The sequence below is a fragment of the Ruegeria sp. BHSC276 genome (assembly GCF_059612945.1).
This window is the reverse complement of record NZ_JBXWRP010000003.1, coordinates 56,403-71,139: the sequence shown is the minus strand read 5'-3', so window position 1 is coordinate 71,139 and position 14,737 is coordinate 56,403. Positions and strand designations below refer to the sequence as shown.

General features: G+C 60.4%; 17 protein-coding genes and 1 tRNA gene. 8 read left to right on the top strand and 10 right to left on the bottom strand.

The annotated features are described in order from the left end of the window. The first annotated feature begins 241 nt into the window (after positions 1–241). From AC2FMD_RS04035 to AC2FMD_RS04025, 3 genes are read left to right on the top strand one after another with little or no spacing between them, the layout of a single operon-like run. Positions 242–445: a helix-turn-helix domain-containing protein gene (locus AC2FMD_RS04035; protein ID WP_496717090.1), complete on the top strand. Its 204-nt coding sequence runs from the start codon at positions 242–244 to the stop codon at positions 443–445. Then, complete coding sequence (locus AC2FMD_RS04030; RefSeq protein WP_058272706.1) at positions 445–951, top strand: helix-turn-helix domain-containing protein; 507 nt, start codon at positions 445–447, stop codon at positions 949–951. Before AC2FMD_RS04035 ends, AC2FMD_RS04030 begins: the two co-directional genes overlap by 1 nt. After that, positions 929–1,990, top strand: a complete 1,062-nt coding sequence (locus AC2FMD_RS04025; protein WP_496717089.1) for a tyrosine-type recombinase/integrase — start codon at positions 929–931, stop codon at positions 1,988–1,990. Before AC2FMD_RS04030 ends, AC2FMD_RS04025 begins: the two co-directional genes overlap by 23 nt. Here the strand turns inward: AC2FMD_RS04025 and AC2FMD_RS04020 are convergent, their stop codons facing one another. From AC2FMD_RS04020 to AC2FMD_RS04010, 3 genes are all read right to left on the bottom strand, one after another. Further along, positions 1,991–3,844 carry a 7-cyano-7-deazaguanine synthase gene (locus tag AC2FMD_RS04020; RefSeq protein ID WP_496794702.1) on the bottom strand — a complete coding sequence of 618 codons (1,854 nt, stop codon included), beginning with the start codon at positions 3,842–3,844 and terminating at the stop codon, positions 1,991–1,993. Further along, entirely contained in the window at positions 3,819–4,625 is an 807-nt protein-coding gene (locus AC2FMD_RS04015; protein ID WP_496794701.1) for a hypothetical protein, read from the bottom strand. The genes AC2FMD_RS04020 and AC2FMD_RS04015 overlap by 26 nt, the downstream gene beginning before the upstream one ends. A 96-nt stretch (positions 4,626–4,721) precedes the next feature. Then, positions 4,722–4,797 (bottom strand) — tRNA-Thr (locus tag AC2FMD_RS04010). 177 nt (positions 4,798–4,974) lie between these two features. On the opposite strand from AC2FMD_RS04010, the gene AC2FMD_RS04005 reads away from it, so the two are divergent. Then, positions 4,975–5,850, top strand: a complete 876-nt coding sequence (locus AC2FMD_RS04005) for a hypothetical protein (RefSeq protein WP_496794700.1) — start codon at positions 4,975–4,977, stop codon at positions 5,848–5,850. A 31-nt stretch (positions 5,851–5,881) separates the two neighbouring features. Here the strand turns inward: AC2FMD_RS04005 and AC2FMD_RS04000 are convergent, their stop codons facing one another. Continuing rightward, positions 5,882–6,148, bottom strand: coding sequence for a DUF2312 domain-containing protein (locus tag AC2FMD_RS04000; RefSeq protein WP_149777019.1), 267 nt, complete (start codon positions 6,146–6,148; stop codon positions 5,882–5,884). 161 nt (positions 6,149–6,309) lie between these two features. Here AC2FMD_RS04000 and AC2FMD_RS03995 point away from each other — a divergent pair, with 161 nt between their 5' ends. After that, positions 6,310–6,528 carry a hypothetical protein gene (locus AC2FMD_RS03995; RefSeq protein ID WP_496678459.1) on the top strand — a complete coding sequence of 73 codons (219 nt, stop codon included), beginning with the start codon at positions 6,310–6,312 and terminating at the stop codon, positions 6,526–6,528. Between the two features lie 8 nt (positions 6,529–6,536). Here AC2FMD_RS03995 and AC2FMD_RS03990 read toward each other — a convergent pair whose 3' ends face one another. Beyond that, positions 6,537–6,752, bottom strand: a complete 216-nt coding sequence (locus AC2FMD_RS03990; RefSeq protein WP_496678461.1) for a hypothetical protein — start codon at positions 6,750–6,752, stop codon at positions 6,537–6,539. 236 nt (positions 6,753–6,988) lie between these two features. Here AC2FMD_RS03990 and AC2FMD_RS03985 point away from each other — a divergent pair, with 236 nt between their 5' ends. After that, positions 6,989–7,417: a protein tyrosine phosphatase family protein gene (locus AC2FMD_RS03985; protein ID WP_496678463.1), complete on the top strand. Its 429-nt coding sequence runs from the start codon at positions 6,989–6,991 to the stop codon at positions 7,415–7,417. 16 nt (positions 7,418–7,433) lie between these two features. Here AC2FMD_RS03985 and AC2FMD_RS03980 read toward each other — a convergent pair whose 3' ends face one another. The 5 genes from AC2FMD_RS03980 to AC2FMD_RS03960 form a co-directional block, all read right to left on the bottom strand. Further along, entirely contained in the window at positions 7,434–8,537 is a 1,104-nt protein-coding gene (locus AC2FMD_RS03980; RefSeq protein WP_496794699.1) for a flagellar motor switch protein FliM, read from the bottom strand. Between the two features lie 77 nt (positions 8,538–8,614). Beyond that, complete coding sequence (locus AC2FMD_RS03975) at positions 8,615–11,293, bottom strand: ATP-binding protein (protein WP_496794698.1); 2,679 nt, start codon at positions 11,291–11,293, stop codon at positions 8,615–8,617. Next, the gene (locus AC2FMD_RS03970) at positions 11,281–11,601 is read right to left on the bottom strand and encodes a hypothetical protein (RefSeq protein ID WP_496687331.1); all 321 of its coding nucleotides are present in this window, start codon (positions 11,599–11,601) and stop codon (positions 11,281–11,283) included. Before AC2FMD_RS03970 ends, AC2FMD_RS03975 begins: the two co-directional genes overlap by 13 nt. Further along, entirely contained in the window at positions 11,598–11,978 is a 381-nt protein-coding gene (locus tag AC2FMD_RS03965; RefSeq protein WP_496678470.1) for a response regulator transcription factor, read from the bottom strand. The genes AC2FMD_RS03970 and AC2FMD_RS03965 overlap by 4 nt, the downstream gene beginning before the upstream one ends. Positions 11,979–12,057: 79 nt before the next feature. Continuing rightward, the gene (locus AC2FMD_RS03960; protein ID WP_496687415.1) at positions 12,058–13,356 is read right to left on the bottom strand and encodes a short-chain fatty acyl-CoA regulator family protein; all 1,299 of its coding nucleotides are present in this window, start codon (positions 13,354–13,356) and stop codon (positions 12,058–12,060) included. 196 nt (positions 13,357–13,552) lie between these two features. Between AC2FMD_RS03960 and AC2FMD_RS03955 the strand changes: the two genes are divergently transcribed. Beyond that, positions 13,553–14,089: a LuxR C-terminal-related transcriptional regulator gene (locus AC2FMD_RS03955; RefSeq protein WP_149777010.1), complete on the top strand. Its 537-nt coding sequence runs from the start codon at positions 13,553–13,555 to the stop codon at positions 14,087–14,089. A 139-nt stretch (positions 14,090–14,228) separates the two neighbouring features. After that, positions 14,229–14,732 (top strand): acetyl-CoA carboxylase biotin carboxyl carrier protein, encoded by a 504-nt coding sequence (gene accB / locus AC2FMD_RS03950; protein WP_496794697.1) that lies wholly within the window; start codon positions 14,229–14,231, stop codon positions 14,730–14,732. The last annotated feature ends 5 nt before the right edge of the window (positions 14,733–14,737 follow it).

The window sequence follows — 14,737 nt, the reverse complement described above, 5'->3', positions numbered from 1 at the left end:
ACGTCAGCTTTCGGGCCATTTGCAGACACTGATTCCCATGCGGTTTGGATCGTGAGGTCACGCATTTTGCGGAAATGTCACACCTTTTCGCCTCGGTGTGTTTAGAGTCAATAGCTTAGCCTTGGTACTTGTCACGCTTTCCGGGGCTGTGACCACATACTTCCAAACTCTGAACCGTCAGATTCTCAATTGTAGAAGCGGACCGAACTTCCTCGTGCCGCAGTGAGCAATTGAGGTTGGTATGACCAAGTTGACACAAGATCAGCTGGCGGAGCGGTGGCACATGTCGCCGCGGACGCTGGAGCAGTGGCGCTGGCTCGGAAAGGGCCCCAGGTTTTTGAAGATCGGCGCGCGCGTTTTATACGATGAAGACGTGATCGAAGCCTTTGAGGAGGCGCAGGTCTGCCAGAATACATGCGGACCGATTTCCGGGGAGGGTGTGTAATGGCAAAGTCCTTCCCCTCACACAAAGTCAAATCGCACCTTGTCTACACAGTCTGGGAGGTGGCGGACGTTTTGGGCTGTCATCGCCAGACCGTCATTCGCTGGATTGGGAACAACGGACTTGCGGCTGATACCAGCAGCAAGCCTTGGCTGATCGAAGGACATGTGCTCAAGGACTTCCTCGGACAAAGACAACGCAAGGCGCGGTGCAAGTTGGCATTGCATCACTGCTACTGCCTCAGCTGCAGAGGTCCGCGCGAACCCGACGGCAAGATCGCTGACTATGTTCAGGAAACAGCTTCCAGCGGCCGCCTAACCGCCCTCTGTCCGACGTGTGGTGCGGTCATGAACAAGATCATTCGCCGTTCAGATCTGGAAGCCATTCAGGCCAAACTGGAGGTCACACTTCAACAAGCCTCCCCAAGATTAGTGTCCTGTACCGAACCCCATTCAAAAGTGACCTTGAAAGAGGAGCCAGAGACCCATGCCAAAACACACCTCGGATAACCTGCGCATCAAGCGCAAACACCTTGTCTGGCTGAAGGACGCAAAGGGGCTGTCGCAATCTTCGATCGACAAAGCCGCAGCATCGATTGCCATCTATGATAAATGGCTCAAAGGTAAGGACTACCGGGCGTTCCATTCAGAAAGGGCGCGCGCGTTCAAACGCCATCTGCAAGGTCTGCGCAATGAACGAACGGGCGCGCCACTGTCGGCAGCTACGATCAACGGAGTGTTGCGCGATGTCATGAAGCTTTTTGACTGGATGGCTGACCAACCGGGGTACAAGTCCAGGATCTCGCGCGCAGACATTGCCTATCTCACGCCGGATCGCAAATCGGAACAGGCCCGTCGCAGCACCCTGTGGAAGCCGCATCCGTCCCCTGAACAAGTAAACCACCTGTTGTCCATCATGCCTGCAGAAACAGTGATCCAGCGCCGTGACCGCGCCGTGATCGCCTTCCTTTTCTTGACCGGATCACGTGAAGGTGCCGCCATCACCATGCAGCTGCGTCATGTCGATCTAGCCAATAAATGCGTGCAGTTTGACGGCCGTTCCGTGGATACAAAGTTTGGAAAGTCCTTCACGACCAGTTTCTTTCCCTTCGGTGATGATGTCGAAAGGATTCTGCGAGACTGGATCACGGAGCTTCGCCAGGGCCATCTTTTCTCGGACACGGATCCTCTGTTCCCAAAGACGCGCGTCGCTGTTGGCCCGTCCAGACGCTTTGAGGCAGTAGGTATAGCGCGCGAGCCGTGGGTAGGCCCGTCGTCAGCGGCCCGGATCTTCAAGCAAGCTTTCGTCAACGCCGGGCTGCCACCGTTTTCGCCGCACCGCGTTCGAGATACGATCGCAGAGCTAGCAAAACTTCACTGCAGGACACCAGAGGACTATAAAGCCTGGTCGCAGAACATGGGACACGACGACGTGATGACGACGTTCAGCTCCTATGGTTCTGTTTCACCTGGCCGCCAGGTCGAACTGATGGGGCGGTTTCGCCGCCGTGGACCGTTGCCAGACGAGGACGCGGTTATTGATGAATGATCAGCTCCGGTGGCGCACCCGAACGACCACGCGCTCGGGAGCAAGCCGGTATCCGTTCCAAGAGAGGTTTTCGATCAACTCTTGGGGCTTTTCAACTGACAGACCAGCAGACTCGAATCTCTTTGCAATCGTCCTTGGCGCGGTCAGTATTCTCCGCCTAACGACTTCGTCGGTTTCAACGCCCAATTTTTTGACGAGGTCGCCAGACTTCAAGCAGGGATACTCCAAAGGTTCGAGACCTTTGCCTGCCGCACGGAGCCACTCTTCAGCCAAAACGATCAACAGATCCGCTGTGGCGTTTTTCTTGAGCTCAATATGTTCGCCGATCAGAACCAAACGTGAGGTTTTGTTGATTTCTATAGTCAGCGGTGGTTGCTCATTCTCGTTTTGTTCAACTGACGCAGCAGGCACTGCCGGCATGGTTAAACCGCTCTGCATCTCACCATATAGACTTGGCAAACTCTGTTCAGGGAACTCACCGGGTGACTTGCTTTCGAGAGTTCTGCGCATGACAGATGTGACCGCCTTGCCGTGGCGGTTAAGCAAATCTGCGATCATCGACATTGCGGTGTCTGGTGGACTTTCGAGATGATTAACCGCATCCAGAACAACCGGGAAACTCCGGGCCAGTGCATTTGGTGTGGCGTTCCCGAAGAACACTGCATTGCGTACGTAGGACAACGCGATCTCACGGTCGGTCCCGTTCGGTCGAGCGCCCGACATAAGGTCCACGCGATAGGCATCTTCCGGGTCAAATCGCTCCAACCCCTTTGAAAGCATCGCGAACCGCCGATCGATACACTGCGAACAGCGCCCACAATGGAAGTATTGATGGGTTTGATTATGCACATCAGCGCAACTACGCGTCTCAACAATCTGGTCTGCCATGCCAAGATGGGAGATACGTTCCACAACGTCTGCTTTTGTTCGAGCAAAGAATGGATTGTCGACCCGCATGTCATTTTCAAAAACAAGCCGCAGAAGACCGGTGAACAGCTTCAGTGTCTTTGGGTGCGTGGTTCGCGTCGCTCGTGTTCCAACGACGTTGCCAACCGGCGGTAGGTTGAGGCTCACGACCCCGTTTTCATGGAACGACACGCGGTCCAGTCCGAAGGCCGTTGCAGTGATCGACCCAAGTACCGCAAACAAGAATGAGCGTGTGCGATGCGTTCTTTCGGCGGTCGATCGGCTCTTCAACTGGGCGGTCATGGGAATGTGACGGCACGTTTCCGGTCCGTACCGTTTGCTCAAGGCTGAGATCAGCCGTTTCTGAACCGGCGCTATTTTCGTGGACGAGGCATGACTGACCAAAGCAACCCGATGCTTCTGTTCTACGATTTCTTCCACAGCGCCCGCAAAGGAATCGAGCCCGCCGGAAAACATCAGGACGCGGTGGGGCTTCCATGAACTATTTCGGCCGAATTTGAAAAAGCGCGATCGCTCTGCATCCGGTTCGTCTTTGGTCGAAAAAGAAAATTCAAAGCGGTCGCCGGATAGAAACATCAACGTTTCTTCCAGAGCCTGTATTACGCTCTCACGTTGCCAGAAATCCAGATCGCGTACCGGCATGGTGGCTACGAATCGTCTGTGCCACTTCTCACCCATCTTCTGATCCGCCGGGCCACCACGGCTGACTGCCGCGTCCGCGCAATAGACAAGCGCGGCAATCTCCAGCAAATCGAGTGCACGATCCTGCAGGCCCTCGACCAATTGACGGTTCAATTGTCCAATCCGCAGCGTCATTGCGACTTCGCGGCCAGCAATGTCGAGACGCAGGACTTCATCACCGCCGCTTTTTGTCAGGGGCGGCAACCATCTGACTTCAACTTCAGACAACAGCGCGACGGCGCCCAAACTCCGAGCGCATCTTTTTGAACGCGTAAGCTGTGAACTTGTCTATTGAATCGCGATCAAGCGCCTGCTTCTGCCAGACGGTTTTGCCATACCAGCCGCCCGCATATTCTTCGACAATTCTAGACACTTCAAATGTGTGGTGGGCGAGGGCTTGTTGAAATGCCACTCGCTGTGCATCGGTGGAAAAGCGTCGATCCTCGCCAGTGTGATTGGCGAGTTCCCGGCTCAGATAGTAGTCTAGCGAACGGTATGTCAACCGGGCAAAGAAATCCCGCGAGAGTCTCGCAAATGCATCGCCCGAGGCGAAGCTCGCGAGTGCTTGGCGAATTTCTTGCGGTGTCGGTTCAAACAGGGATGGCAACCGGTCGTGCAGCTGAACGGAAAGGCTTTCCAAGAGCGCGACCTTCGCCAATTCTCCTGTATCTGAGGAACTTCGGAGATCGAAGCTGTTGCGATCAATGGCACGATCCAACCCGGCGAGCAGCCCTGTCACAGAGGCAAGCTCCGATCCGTCGACACCAAGATCAGCCAGAGCGTCTTCGAAGCCAGGAGCCCTCGCAAGCAAAGGCAACCTCACCAGCAAATAGCTTACAAACTGAAACCTAGGGTCACGACTCGCGCGCGAGAGATCTTTTTCGGATGCATCAGCCGCCGCCTCGGCGATCTCTTCTACCGACGCATCGGTTGCGATCAAATCAACGACCTCGCGCCACTTCCTGGACCGAGGCAAAGTGCCAAGCCTGATGTGTCCCATCAGTTCCTCCCTTGTCTGCAGAATCATGCAACCCTCGGGCGAATGTAAAGGGAAAAATCGGCATCTACGCTTACCCGAAGCGAGTGCCAGGCATGAGATCGCCTCGTAAGCCTTTGAAAAAAGTGGTGCCCCCACACGGACTCGAACCGCGGACCTACTGATTACAAATCAGTTGCTCTACCAGCTGAGCTATAGGGGCTCCTAATGTCGGTTACCGCCTCGCGTTACAGACTGCAAGCCTGAATCTCCAACTTGTTTGCCGGATCGTATCCGGCAAGACGCGTGGTCGGTCTCGAATTGCCCTGTAGGTTTGACCTCATCCCAAACAGACTGTACCCGATGAACAAAGACCGGAAACCGCAGGACCGCATCAGCAATGCATCTAGCCATTCATTCTGGCGCAGATTTCACCGACGAGGGCCTTCTGCTTCATGCCCTGCGCGCGAATTCCGACCTTCTGACCGATGTCGGCGTCGTGCTGTATGGACCGCGACGCTGTCGTCAGCTGTTCATGTCGCCCTTGCAAGACCTGGCCAACGGCCAAGTGGAGCCGGAAACCGTCGATCGACTTCGCAGCTTGATACCGGACGACATCGAGTATCAAAGAACTGTTTTGACATCCCCGGACTTCATCGGAGAGACTCCCACGGCCTTGAGGGATGGGCAATTCTATCCCTTGGCCGGTCAACGCGTGGCATTTCTCGAGCAAACCTTTGCGCCGGCCGGGATTGAGCTTTTTGTCGGCGTGAGGAACCCCGGAAGCTTCATCCCCAAGGTCCTGATGGCCTTGCCGCCCGAGGATCGGGCCGAAACCTTGGCGAACACCGATGTCAGTTGCCTGAGTTGGCTGACGATGATCGAGGACATCCGCGACCTCGCGCCGAACGTGGCCATCACCCTTTGGGCCAACGAAGATCTGCCGGTGATTTTCGGAGATATCGTCTGTGCCATCTGTGGCCTGCCACGCGAAACGCCGATCGAGAACGAATTTGCGCTGCTGGCATCGCTGTTGGACGATGAAGGCCGCGACAGGCTGGAAGAACTGATCCGGCCGGAAAACGCGGGTGACCGACCGGCCCTGCTGGCCGATCTTTCCGCCTTGTTCGAAGATCACGCGCTGCCGCATGAGGTTGAGGAAGAACTGGACCTGCCCGGGTGGAATACGGACATCGTCGAGGCCTTTACGGAACTGTATGCACAGGACCTTGCGCGGCTTAAATCCATGCCGGGCATACGTGTTCTGGGCCTCTGAGGCCCGCACCGCCCGGCATGGCACGCCGCGGCTACATGCCCAAAGCTTCCTTGTACATTTCCAACACCGCCTCTTCCTCGGCGATATCGTCCTTGTCGCGCTTGCGCAGCGCGATGACTTTACGCATGACCTTGGTGTCGTAACCGCGGGCCTTGGCCTCGGCCATCACTTCCTTTTGCTGATCCGCGATGTCTTTCTTTTCGGCCTCCAGACGCTCGAACCGCTCGATGAACTGGCGCAACTCGCCAGCGGTGACGCGATAGTTCGCTGCGGCCTGGTTTTCGGTCATGTCTTCCATTGGCGTCTCTCCCAAGTGGTGATTGGTGTTTCCGGCGTGACGGTCACCCTGCCGGATACATCGGGGCGGCAGCGGTCGCAAGAGACCAGCCAAGCCGTGACTTGTGCCGCTCCGGACGATCCGGTATCCGCAACTGCACGGCATGAAACACGAGGCGAGCCATGTTCGACTTTTTCATCTGGGGCGGCGCAAGCCTGTCCGTCGCGGGGCTTACAGGCTTGGTCTGGTGCATCCTTCGCGTGATGAAGGCGCGCAGGTCAAACCTGTCGGATGACGAACTGCGCGCAACGGTCCAAGGCGTTCTCCCCTGGAACTTGGGCGCGCTGTTTCTATCCGTCATCGGGCTGATGCTGGTGATTCTGGGGATTTCCCTGGGCTGAAGGCCCTCTCAGATCGGCAGATTGTCGAATTTCGCCTCAAGGGCGTCCTCAGCCAAGGCGGCATCCAACAGGCGCAGCCGAGTCGGGACGGGCACGCCTTCCGCGCGCATGCGATCAATGACCTTGCTTACCGACGGCTGAAGGGCCAGGCGTGTTTCCAGGTTTGCCCCACGCAATTTTCTTTCCAACCTCGCGATCTCGGCAGAGAAATCATGTGCAGTCATCGGCATCCTCCCGCATGTTGCCAGCATCCCTGATATGGGGAGGGGCTTTGCGAACCGCCATCCAAGCCTCGGCCCTCTGGCAGGTTTTTGCGCATCGCGAGCCCCTCACCAAGAAATGATACCATGGATACTACACCATCATGACGCAACGGCCCTTGACGGACATCAAAAACGGTCTGACCCTAATCGACCCGTGAAAACTGGACAGAACCGGAAACGCAGCCTAAAGCTTCGGCATGGAAATTCGCCAAATCACGCCCCGCTATTCAGTTTCACCGCAGATCACGGTCGAGGATATCCCTGCGATCAAGGCTGCGGGTTTTGCAAAGGTCATCTGCAACAGGCCCAATGCCGAAGTGCCGCCGCACATGCAGTCCGACGTGATCGGACGCGCCATACGCGAGGCCGGACTGGAGTTCGAGGTGCTGGAACTGACTCATCAGACGATGACTCCGGTCAACGTCTCACACCAAAAAACGCTGATCGAAAGCGGCCCCGGTCCGGTTCTGGCCTATTGCGCATCAGGTACGCGGTGCTCGGTTGTCTGGGCACTTGGGCAGACGGACAGCCTGCCGGTGGACGAGATTCTCGAAGCCACCCGCAAGGCCGGGTATGAACTTGAACAGCTCCGCCCGGCCTTGGAACAGATGCGCCCGACCGCCTGATCGCCGGACTTTCCCGTCAAGAAGACGAACGGGTCACGGGCAAGCCCGACAATTCCGAGATCTTCTCGGCCAGCTGATCCGTTCCGATCGCATCTAGGTCGTCGCGGTCCAGATTGGACACAGACGTTTCCGAGACCAGAACGTCATGTACCAACTCGGATTCGTCCACCTGCAGGGGCTCTGATTTGTCAGGGCCGAACCTGTTCCCCGCATGCTCGACAAATGCCCCGGCATCCTTGGCCGAAACGGACGGGCTCACTGTTTTGCCAGTCAGACGCAGGGCGCGCATGCCGCCGCATTGGCCCAATCGGCCAGTGCCCACACGCGCCCGATCGATGGACAATACATCGATTTGCCCCAGCCCAGCCCCCGTCAGCGGCAGCACATCTCCGGCGCTCAACCCGGAGAGTTCCGCCAAGGGCAATTGCAACCTGGTGATCACGGCGTTCAGTTCCGCCCGCATGATGCCCGCGGCCTCGGCCAGAAGCTTCTTGGCGGGGTTGCTGCGTGAATCGTCAGGGCCCGGACCGTCCGACGGATCGGGCAACAGCATGACGGCCATCCCCTGCCGGGCACCTCGGCCCAGTTCGACGGTCAGCTCATATCGGCCGTATGCCTCCTGGACCAAGGCCAGGGAAACCGCCCTCAGATCCGCCGCGCGTGAGACGTATTCATACCCCGACAGCAGCGCGACATCCTGCGGATCCTCAAGCAATTCCGTCGCGCGGGCGAACATGCCGTCGATCAGCGGCGCGACGATTGCGGCATCGGTATCGGTGAAGGGGCGCGGCTCGGGCGGAGCGGGCAAGACCTCGCCAATCGTCTGTTGCTGGATCACAGCCGACACCAAACCCGGATCGAGTGCAACAGCTGCAAGGCGCTCCTCACCGGCAGCGACCAGCAGAAACAGCCAGCTTTCATCCAGCCCTTCGGTCAGGTTTTCGGCCTTACGGCCAGCCTGCTTTGCACCGATCACCGAAATCGCAAGGCGAAAACCTTCGACGGCGGTCCGCGCCAGCGCCAAACGCAGAGCCCGCAGAACGGCCCGGGACGCCGCCATCGTACCACGCTGAGTCGCAGACAATTTGCGCGCCAGCACAGAGCTGACCGATTTCGACATCACATCGTTCCATCGTTTTGAAACACTTCGCCCTCAGGTCTACACCCCGGAACGTTACCAATGTCTTTAGGCTGACGTCATTGCGCCGCCTGCCGATGTGCCAGCGGCAAGCTGACCCGAAACGCCGCTCCGCCCTGGCCCGGCAGATAGACGATCTCGCCCCCCAGCCGCTGCATGATCTCGCGGCAGATCGCCAGGCCCAGCCCAGCGCCTCCGGCCTTGTCGAATCCCACACGCGCGAACTTCTCAAACACCATGGACTGCGCATCAGCCGGCACGCCGCTGCCATTGTCGACAAAATCGATCACGAGCTGCCCGCCCACATCATGGGCGGAAATGGTCAGCGTCGGCTCGGCGGCGTCGCAGTATTTCTGCGCATTCGAGATCAGGTTGATGAATACCTGCCCCAGCCGGTCCAGGTCAGTGTGCAGTGCAACGCGTTCGGAAGGCAGTGACCGACGCACTTTCAACCGCCGTTCGCCCCCAGCCAAAGCAGTGGACACCGCGCGGTCCAAAACCGTCCGCAGGCTGGCGTCGCCCATGTTCAGATTGACCTGCCCGTTTTCCAGCACGCTGAGATCCAGCAGATCATCCAGCAGGCGGGTCAGGCGCAGCGCCTCGTCATGGATGATGGTGGCGTAGTGGCGGGTTTCATCCGCACTCAGACCGTCGGTATCGCGCATGATCTCGGAAAACGCCCGGATCGAAGTCATGGGCGTGCGCAGTTCGTGGCTGACCTGCCCCAGAAAGGCATCCTTCTGCATTGAAATCTGAGTCAGCTTCTCATTCGCTTCCCGCAGCTTGCGGGCGGTCCGGGTGAGCTCGGCCGATTTCGCCTCGAGCTGGCTGGAGTATTCCAGCAGCTGAGCCGATTCGTCGGCCACCGCCAGAAGGTCCTCGACCGACACCGAAGACCCGCCCACGATCTGCCCGATCATCGCGTGGGCCGTCGCCGCGCCGACCGACCCGCTCAGCTCGCGCTCGAGCCGTTCGAGGAAGCCGGGCGTAGGCTCGGGCAGGCGGCCGCGAACGCCCTGGCGTTCGGCTTCGGCCTGAAAGAACTCCTGCGCGGGGGCTGCGCCAAGTATCCGCTGGGTCATGATCATCAGGTCTTCGCTCTGCGCCACCGATCCGGTCCAACCGCCGGGCGCCACCGAGTGGTCGAACACGTTGACGAACTGCGCGCCCTGAAGGCGTTCCAAAGGGCTGGGAAAGCTGAGCAGTGAAGCCACGCAGAAGGCCAGCGCGTTCAGCGACAGCGACCACAGAACCGTATGGGTCATCGGGTCCAGACCCTCCAACCCGAACAGGGCCTGCGGCCGCAGCCAACCCATGCCGAACGGGCCGTTTTCGATAACGGACGCGGACATGATGCCCCCGCCCATTCCCGGCAGCAGCAGCGTGTAGACCCACAGGCAGAACCCCACGCTCAGCCCGACCAACGCGCCGGTCCGGGTGGCGCCGCGCCAGAACAGCCCGCCGACCAGCGCGGGCAGGATCTGCGAGATCCCGGCAAAGGCCACCAATCCGATCGAGGCCAGCGCCGCCCCGCCGCCGGACAGACGATAGTAGAAAAAGCCCAACGCCATGATCGCGGCGATCGAAATCCGGCGCGCCATGAGAACCACGTTGCGCACATCACCGGAAATCGAGCTTCGCCGCTCGCGCGTGTTCAGCCAGATCGGCATGACCACATGGTTCGACACCATCGTCGACAACGCCATGGCGGTGACGATCACCATTGACGTGGCCGAGGAAAACCCGCCGATGAAGGACAGCATCGCAAGCCAGTCATTGCCCTGCGACAGGGGTACGGTCAGCACGAACAGATCGGGGTTTGACCCGGCCGGCAGCAGATCCAGCCCGACAACGGCGATGGGAACCACGAACAGGCTCATCAACAGCAGGTACAACGGAAAGGCCCAGGCGGCCGTACGCAGATGCGCCTCGTCGTCGTTTTCGACAACCATCACCTGGAACATACGCGGCAGGCAGACGAAGGCCGCAGCCGACAGGAAGGTGATCGTCATCCACCGCCCCGCATCCACATTCCAGCGCCCGATCTCCGACGCGTCGATCCGCTCCATCATCGGAGTCACTCCGCCGGCAATGCCCCAGACGACGAAGATGCCCACCGCCAGCAGCGCAAACAGTTTGACTACCGATTCCAACGCAATGGCCGTGACCACGCCGTGATGTCGTTCGTTCGCATCGAGGTTGCGGGTGCCGAACAAAATTGCAAACACCGCCAGCCCGGCCGCCACCCAGAACACGCTGGCCCCTTCGCGGTATAGGCCCGACGGGTCAGCCTCGGCGAAGATCGAGAAGGACAACGTGATCGACTGCAACTGAAGCGCGATATACGGGGTGCCCCCCAGCACGGCTAGGATCGTGACGCAGATCGCCAGCGTGTTCGACTTGCCGTAGCGCGACGAGATCAGGTCGGCGATCGAGGTCACCCGCTGACTGCGCCCCACCCGCACAAGTTTGCGCAGGCCCCACCACCAGCTGATCATCACCAGGGTCGGACCAAGATAGATCGTGACGAATTCCAAACCCGACCGGGCCGCGCTGCCCACGGCGCCATAGAACGTCCAGGCCGTGCAGTAGATCGACAGCGACAGGGTATAGATCAAGGGCGAGCGCAGCCAGCGGCCGCGTCCGGCCGCGGCCATCCGGTCGGCTGCGAAGGCGACGCCGAATAGCAGCACCACATAGCCCAGACAGACCAGGATCAGAATGTTCATGGTCGCCATGGGGCACCCTCAGAACTGGCGTCTTCACGCGCAGCCATGCGCCGCGCCGCCAGACCGAACAGGAAACTGACCGCGATCATCCCGGCCCAGCTGATGAAGATGTACAGCATGGCGGACGACAGGGGCATCCCCTGCCCCTCGACATCGGCGCGCGGCCACAATAGTGGGATCACGACCAAAGCAGCCCCCAGAAAGGGCAGCATTCGCGCCGCATCCGCCAACCGGCGGCGGCGATAGCTTTGGCGCTCCAAAAAGACCGACGGGCGCGGCCCCTCTGCTGTCGGTCGCCCGGGGCCGGGCGCGCTCATGACCGCGACGCCTGTGCGTACAGGTCTCGTACGGCGGTCAGCACTTCGACATTCGAAAACGGTTTGGTCATGAACCGGCTGACCCCGGCCTTCTCGGCCATCTCGCGGTCGCGCGATTGTCCGCGGGCGGTCAGCATCAGGACCGGCAGCGCCTTCATGTCGGCGTGCTCGCGCAGTTCGCGCAGCACGTCCATGCCGCTTTTGCCGGGCAGCATCACGTCCAATATGACCAGATCGGGCCGCGCAGCCAGAATCGTCTCGACCGCGTTCCCACCTTCGGCATGGGTTTCCACCACCCACCCTTCGCGGGTCAGCAGAAACCGGATGGCCTCGGTGATGTTCGGCTCATCCTCGATCAAAAGAACCCTGCGGCTCATGTTGGTATTCCCTCCCCAAGACCGGCCGCGACGTTTGGCGGACGGTCGCATGCAGATTAAGCGGTGCGTCGCGAAACTGTCAAAAACCTTCACTCAGAATCGACGGCTCGCGCCGGGCGGCGCAGTCCGTCTTGGGGCAGATCCGGCAGCTTGCCCCGACCTGCACCTCTGCCCCTGACTGGGTCTTGTCGTCGCCCGGCGGCACCACCAGCATCACCGAGCGATAGACCGGCTCGCGTCCGAACCCCGACACGGGCTGCGGCCAGGCGATGGCGAAACACTCGAACTCGGCGGCGCTGCGGCCCAGAAGGGTGACACGGCTGTGAACCGGCACCAAGGGCCGGTTCAACGCAGAGAACACGGGCCATAAAGGGCAGGCATCGCCGTGCCGGGGCATGGCGAAACCGGGGACATGCTTGAGCAGGATGATGCTGCCGGACGAATCGCACACCGCCAATCCCGCCGGTCGCGGCAACACATCCTCGGGCAGGAAGGCCAGCCGCCGCAGCACCGTGGCCAGATCGACCGAAAACCGCGCGGCAAGTGTCAGCGGATCCAGCCCGTCCGCTTGCAGGGCCTCGCGCAGTCGGCCCAAAGGCATGGCCCGCGCGTCCTGCGCATATTGCTTCAGCACCTGCCGGACCAGCGACTTGGCCGCCGCCGACCGCAGACCATGCTGCACCATGTCATCGCCGTATTCGCCGCCCTCCAGCTCGGGCAGGTGAAATCCGCGCTGGTCCAAAAAGGCCTCGACCTCCTCCATGGGCAATCCGCGCCGGTCGCCGGGACTTTCGCTTTGATCCAGATAGGCGACCAGGGCCTTCGAGCTTTCCGCCAGGCGCTCGGCATCCTGGTGCAGGTTGCGATGGAACCGGTCGCGCCACTCGGCATCCAGTTCGCCGGGTTCGGCCAGAATCGCGGCAGTCGAGCGGATCGCAGCTGCCGTCGACAGGACCTCGTGCATCGAGCCCGCCAGATGCGGGTCGTGGGTCAGCCGGTCCGACAGGGTCTCGACCGTACGTTCAAGCGACACCACACGACGGTGCATCTGGGCCAGCACACCGGCCCAGCCCGGAAACCGTCCGGCAAATTCGTCAAGCGAATCGATCTCGGCGCGTTGCCCCACCGCGTCGGCAGCGGCTTCGCGCAGGGCCGCGATCAGCGTGGCCTCGACCCCCTGGGTCAGCACCGACGGCTCGACCGAAAGTGCCGCCGCGATGTCGACCAGAAGCTTACCGCCGATTCTGCGCCGGTTGTGTTCGATCAGGTTTAGATAGGATGCCGAAATTCCCACCTGGCGCGCCAGCTGCGCCTGCTTCAGCCCGGAAATCTGGCGCCTCTCGCGGATACGACTTCCGGTCAACATATCTCTCACAATGATCTTCCTCCTCAGCTGATGCCTGGCAAGCACACAGCTCCAAGACAGGTTTTGCTGATACCCGCCTTAATTTAAAGGGGTTACGCGAGTGTTTTCAAACCTGATTTACAGGATTTACTCAATTCCTGCCGAAGTCTTGCGACGCGTGGGCAACTCTCCCCTTCAATTCGGCCGAAAATCCCGCCACCATACCGGCATGAGCGATCCCGCATTCGAATATGCGCCCATCGGCCTGGTCGAACTTGAGAACCGGATCATCCGGCGCTGCAACCTGCAATTCGCCCGCACCTTCGGCGGCGAGGAGACCGACTATCGGAACATGCCGTTGCTGCATCTCTACCCTTCGGTCGCCGATTGGGAGAGGATCGGCGCCCGCAGCCTGCAGGTGATGCGCGACACGGGATATTACTCCGATGAGCGGGTGATGCGTCGCCGCAATGGCGACCTGTTCTGGTGCCGGGCACGCGGGCGCTCGCTGACGCCCGACGACCCGTTTCGCCATGGAATCTGGAGCTTTTCCGACATTTCCGAAGAGCGCCCGCTGGTCGAGCTGACCAAGCGCGAACGCGAGGTTGCCATCCTGTCGTGCCGCGGCCTGTCGGCCAAGGAGATCGGCGCCGAACTTGGGCTCAGCTACCGCACCATCGAGGCCTATCGCGCTCGGCTTCTGGAAAAGTTCGGGGCCCGCAAGCTGCCTGAATTGGTGGCCAAGCTATCGGGCACGCCACTTTAGCCGACGCTGTGCTGGCGTTTCATGGCCGAACCCAGCCCAGACTGCGCTTTTCATGGCCGTCGCGTTGCCCTATAACGCAGCGTAATTGAGCAAAGCCCGCGCAGACAGACGGGCCATAGGGGAACCTTCGAGGACACTCATGACAGATACCAGACACGAAGCGGATGTGGCGTTCATCAAGGCATTGGCTGAATTGCTGCGCGAAAACGATCTGACGGAACTGCAGGTCAAACGGGAATATGGCGAGGAAGACAGCCTGAACGTGCGCGTCAGCCGTGTCGCTCCGGCGCCCGCGGCACCGGTTCAGGTGGCGGTACCGGCCGCTGCCACGGCGGCGCCCGCTGCTCCGGCGGCACCGGCCGCCGCCCCGGCCGAGGCCGCCGCTCCGGCCGACGATCCGGCCAGCCACCCCGGTGCCGTCACCTCGCCCATGGTCGGCACCGTCTACATGCAGCCCGAGCCGGGCGCGGCCCCGTTCGTGACCGTGGGCGCATCGGTTTCCGAAGGCGACACGCTGCTGATCGTCGAGGCGATGAAGACTATGAACCACATCCACGCCCCCAAGTCGGGCACCGTCAAACGCATTTTGGTCGCCGACGGCGACGCGGTGGAGTTCGGCACACCTCTGGTCATCATCGAGTAAGGCGG

Bases quoted from the DNA above. Each gene is read 5' to 3' on its own strand.
- AC2FMD_RS04035 (WP_496717090.1), top strand. From the start codon at position 242: ATGACCAAGTTGACACAAGATCAGCTGGCGGAGCGGTGGCACATGTCG.
- AC2FMD_RS03975 (WP_496794698.1), bottom strand. From the start codon at position 11,293: ATGGCGACCATGAACATTCTGATCCTGGTCTGTCTGGGCTATGTGGTG.
- AC2FMD_RS04025 (WP_496717089.1), top strand. From the start codon at position 929: ATGCCAAAACACACCTCGGATAACCTGCGCATCAAGCGCAAACACCTT.
- AC2FMD_RS03970 (WP_496687331.1), bottom strand. From the start codon at position 11,601: ATGAGCGCGCCCGGCCCCGGGCGACCGACAGCAGAGGGGCCGCGCCCG.
- AC2FMD_RS04030 (WP_058272706.1), top strand. From the start codon at position 445: ATGGCAAAGTCCTTCCCCTCACACAAAGTCAAATCGCACCTTGTCTAC.
- AC2FMD_RS03965 (WP_496678470.1), bottom strand. From the start codon at position 11,978: ATGAGCCGCAGGGTTCTTTTGATCGAGGATGAGCCGAACATCACCGAG.
- AC2FMD_RS03990 (WP_496678461.1), bottom strand. From the start codon at position 6,752: ATGACTGCACATGATTTCTCTGCCGAGATCGCGAGGTTGGAAAGAAAA.
- AC2FMD_RS03955 (WP_149777010.1), top strand. From the start codon at position 13,553: ATGAGCGATCCCGCATTCGAATATGCGCCCATCGGCCTGGTCGAACTT.
- accB (WP_496794697.1), top strand. From the start codon at position 14,229: ATGACAGATACCAGACACGAAGCGGATGTGGCGTTCATCAAGGCATTG.
- AC2FMD_RS03985 (WP_496678463.1), top strand. From the start codon at position 6,989: ATGGAAATTCGCCAAATCACGCCCCGCTATTCAGTTTCACCGCAGATC.
- AC2FMD_RS03995 (WP_496678459.1), top strand. From the start codon at position 6,310: ATGTTCGACTTTTTCATCTGGGGCGGCGCAAGCCTGTCCGTCGCGGGG.
- AC2FMD_RS04015 (WP_496794701.1), bottom strand. From the start codon at position 4,625: ATGATTCTGCAGACAAGGGAGGAACTGATGGGACACATCAGGCTTGGC.
- AC2FMD_RS04000 (WP_149777019.1), bottom strand. From the start codon at position 6,148: ATGGAAGACATGACCGAAAACCAGGCCGCAGCGAACTATCGCGTCACC.
- AC2FMD_RS04005 (WP_496794700.1), top strand. From the start codon at position 4,975: ATGCATCTAGCCATTCATTCTGGCGCAGATTTCACCGACGAGGGCCTT.
- AC2FMD_RS03980 (WP_496794699.1), bottom strand. From the start codon at position 8,537: ATGTCGAAATCGGTCAGCTCTGTGCTGGCGCGCAAATTGTCTGCGACT.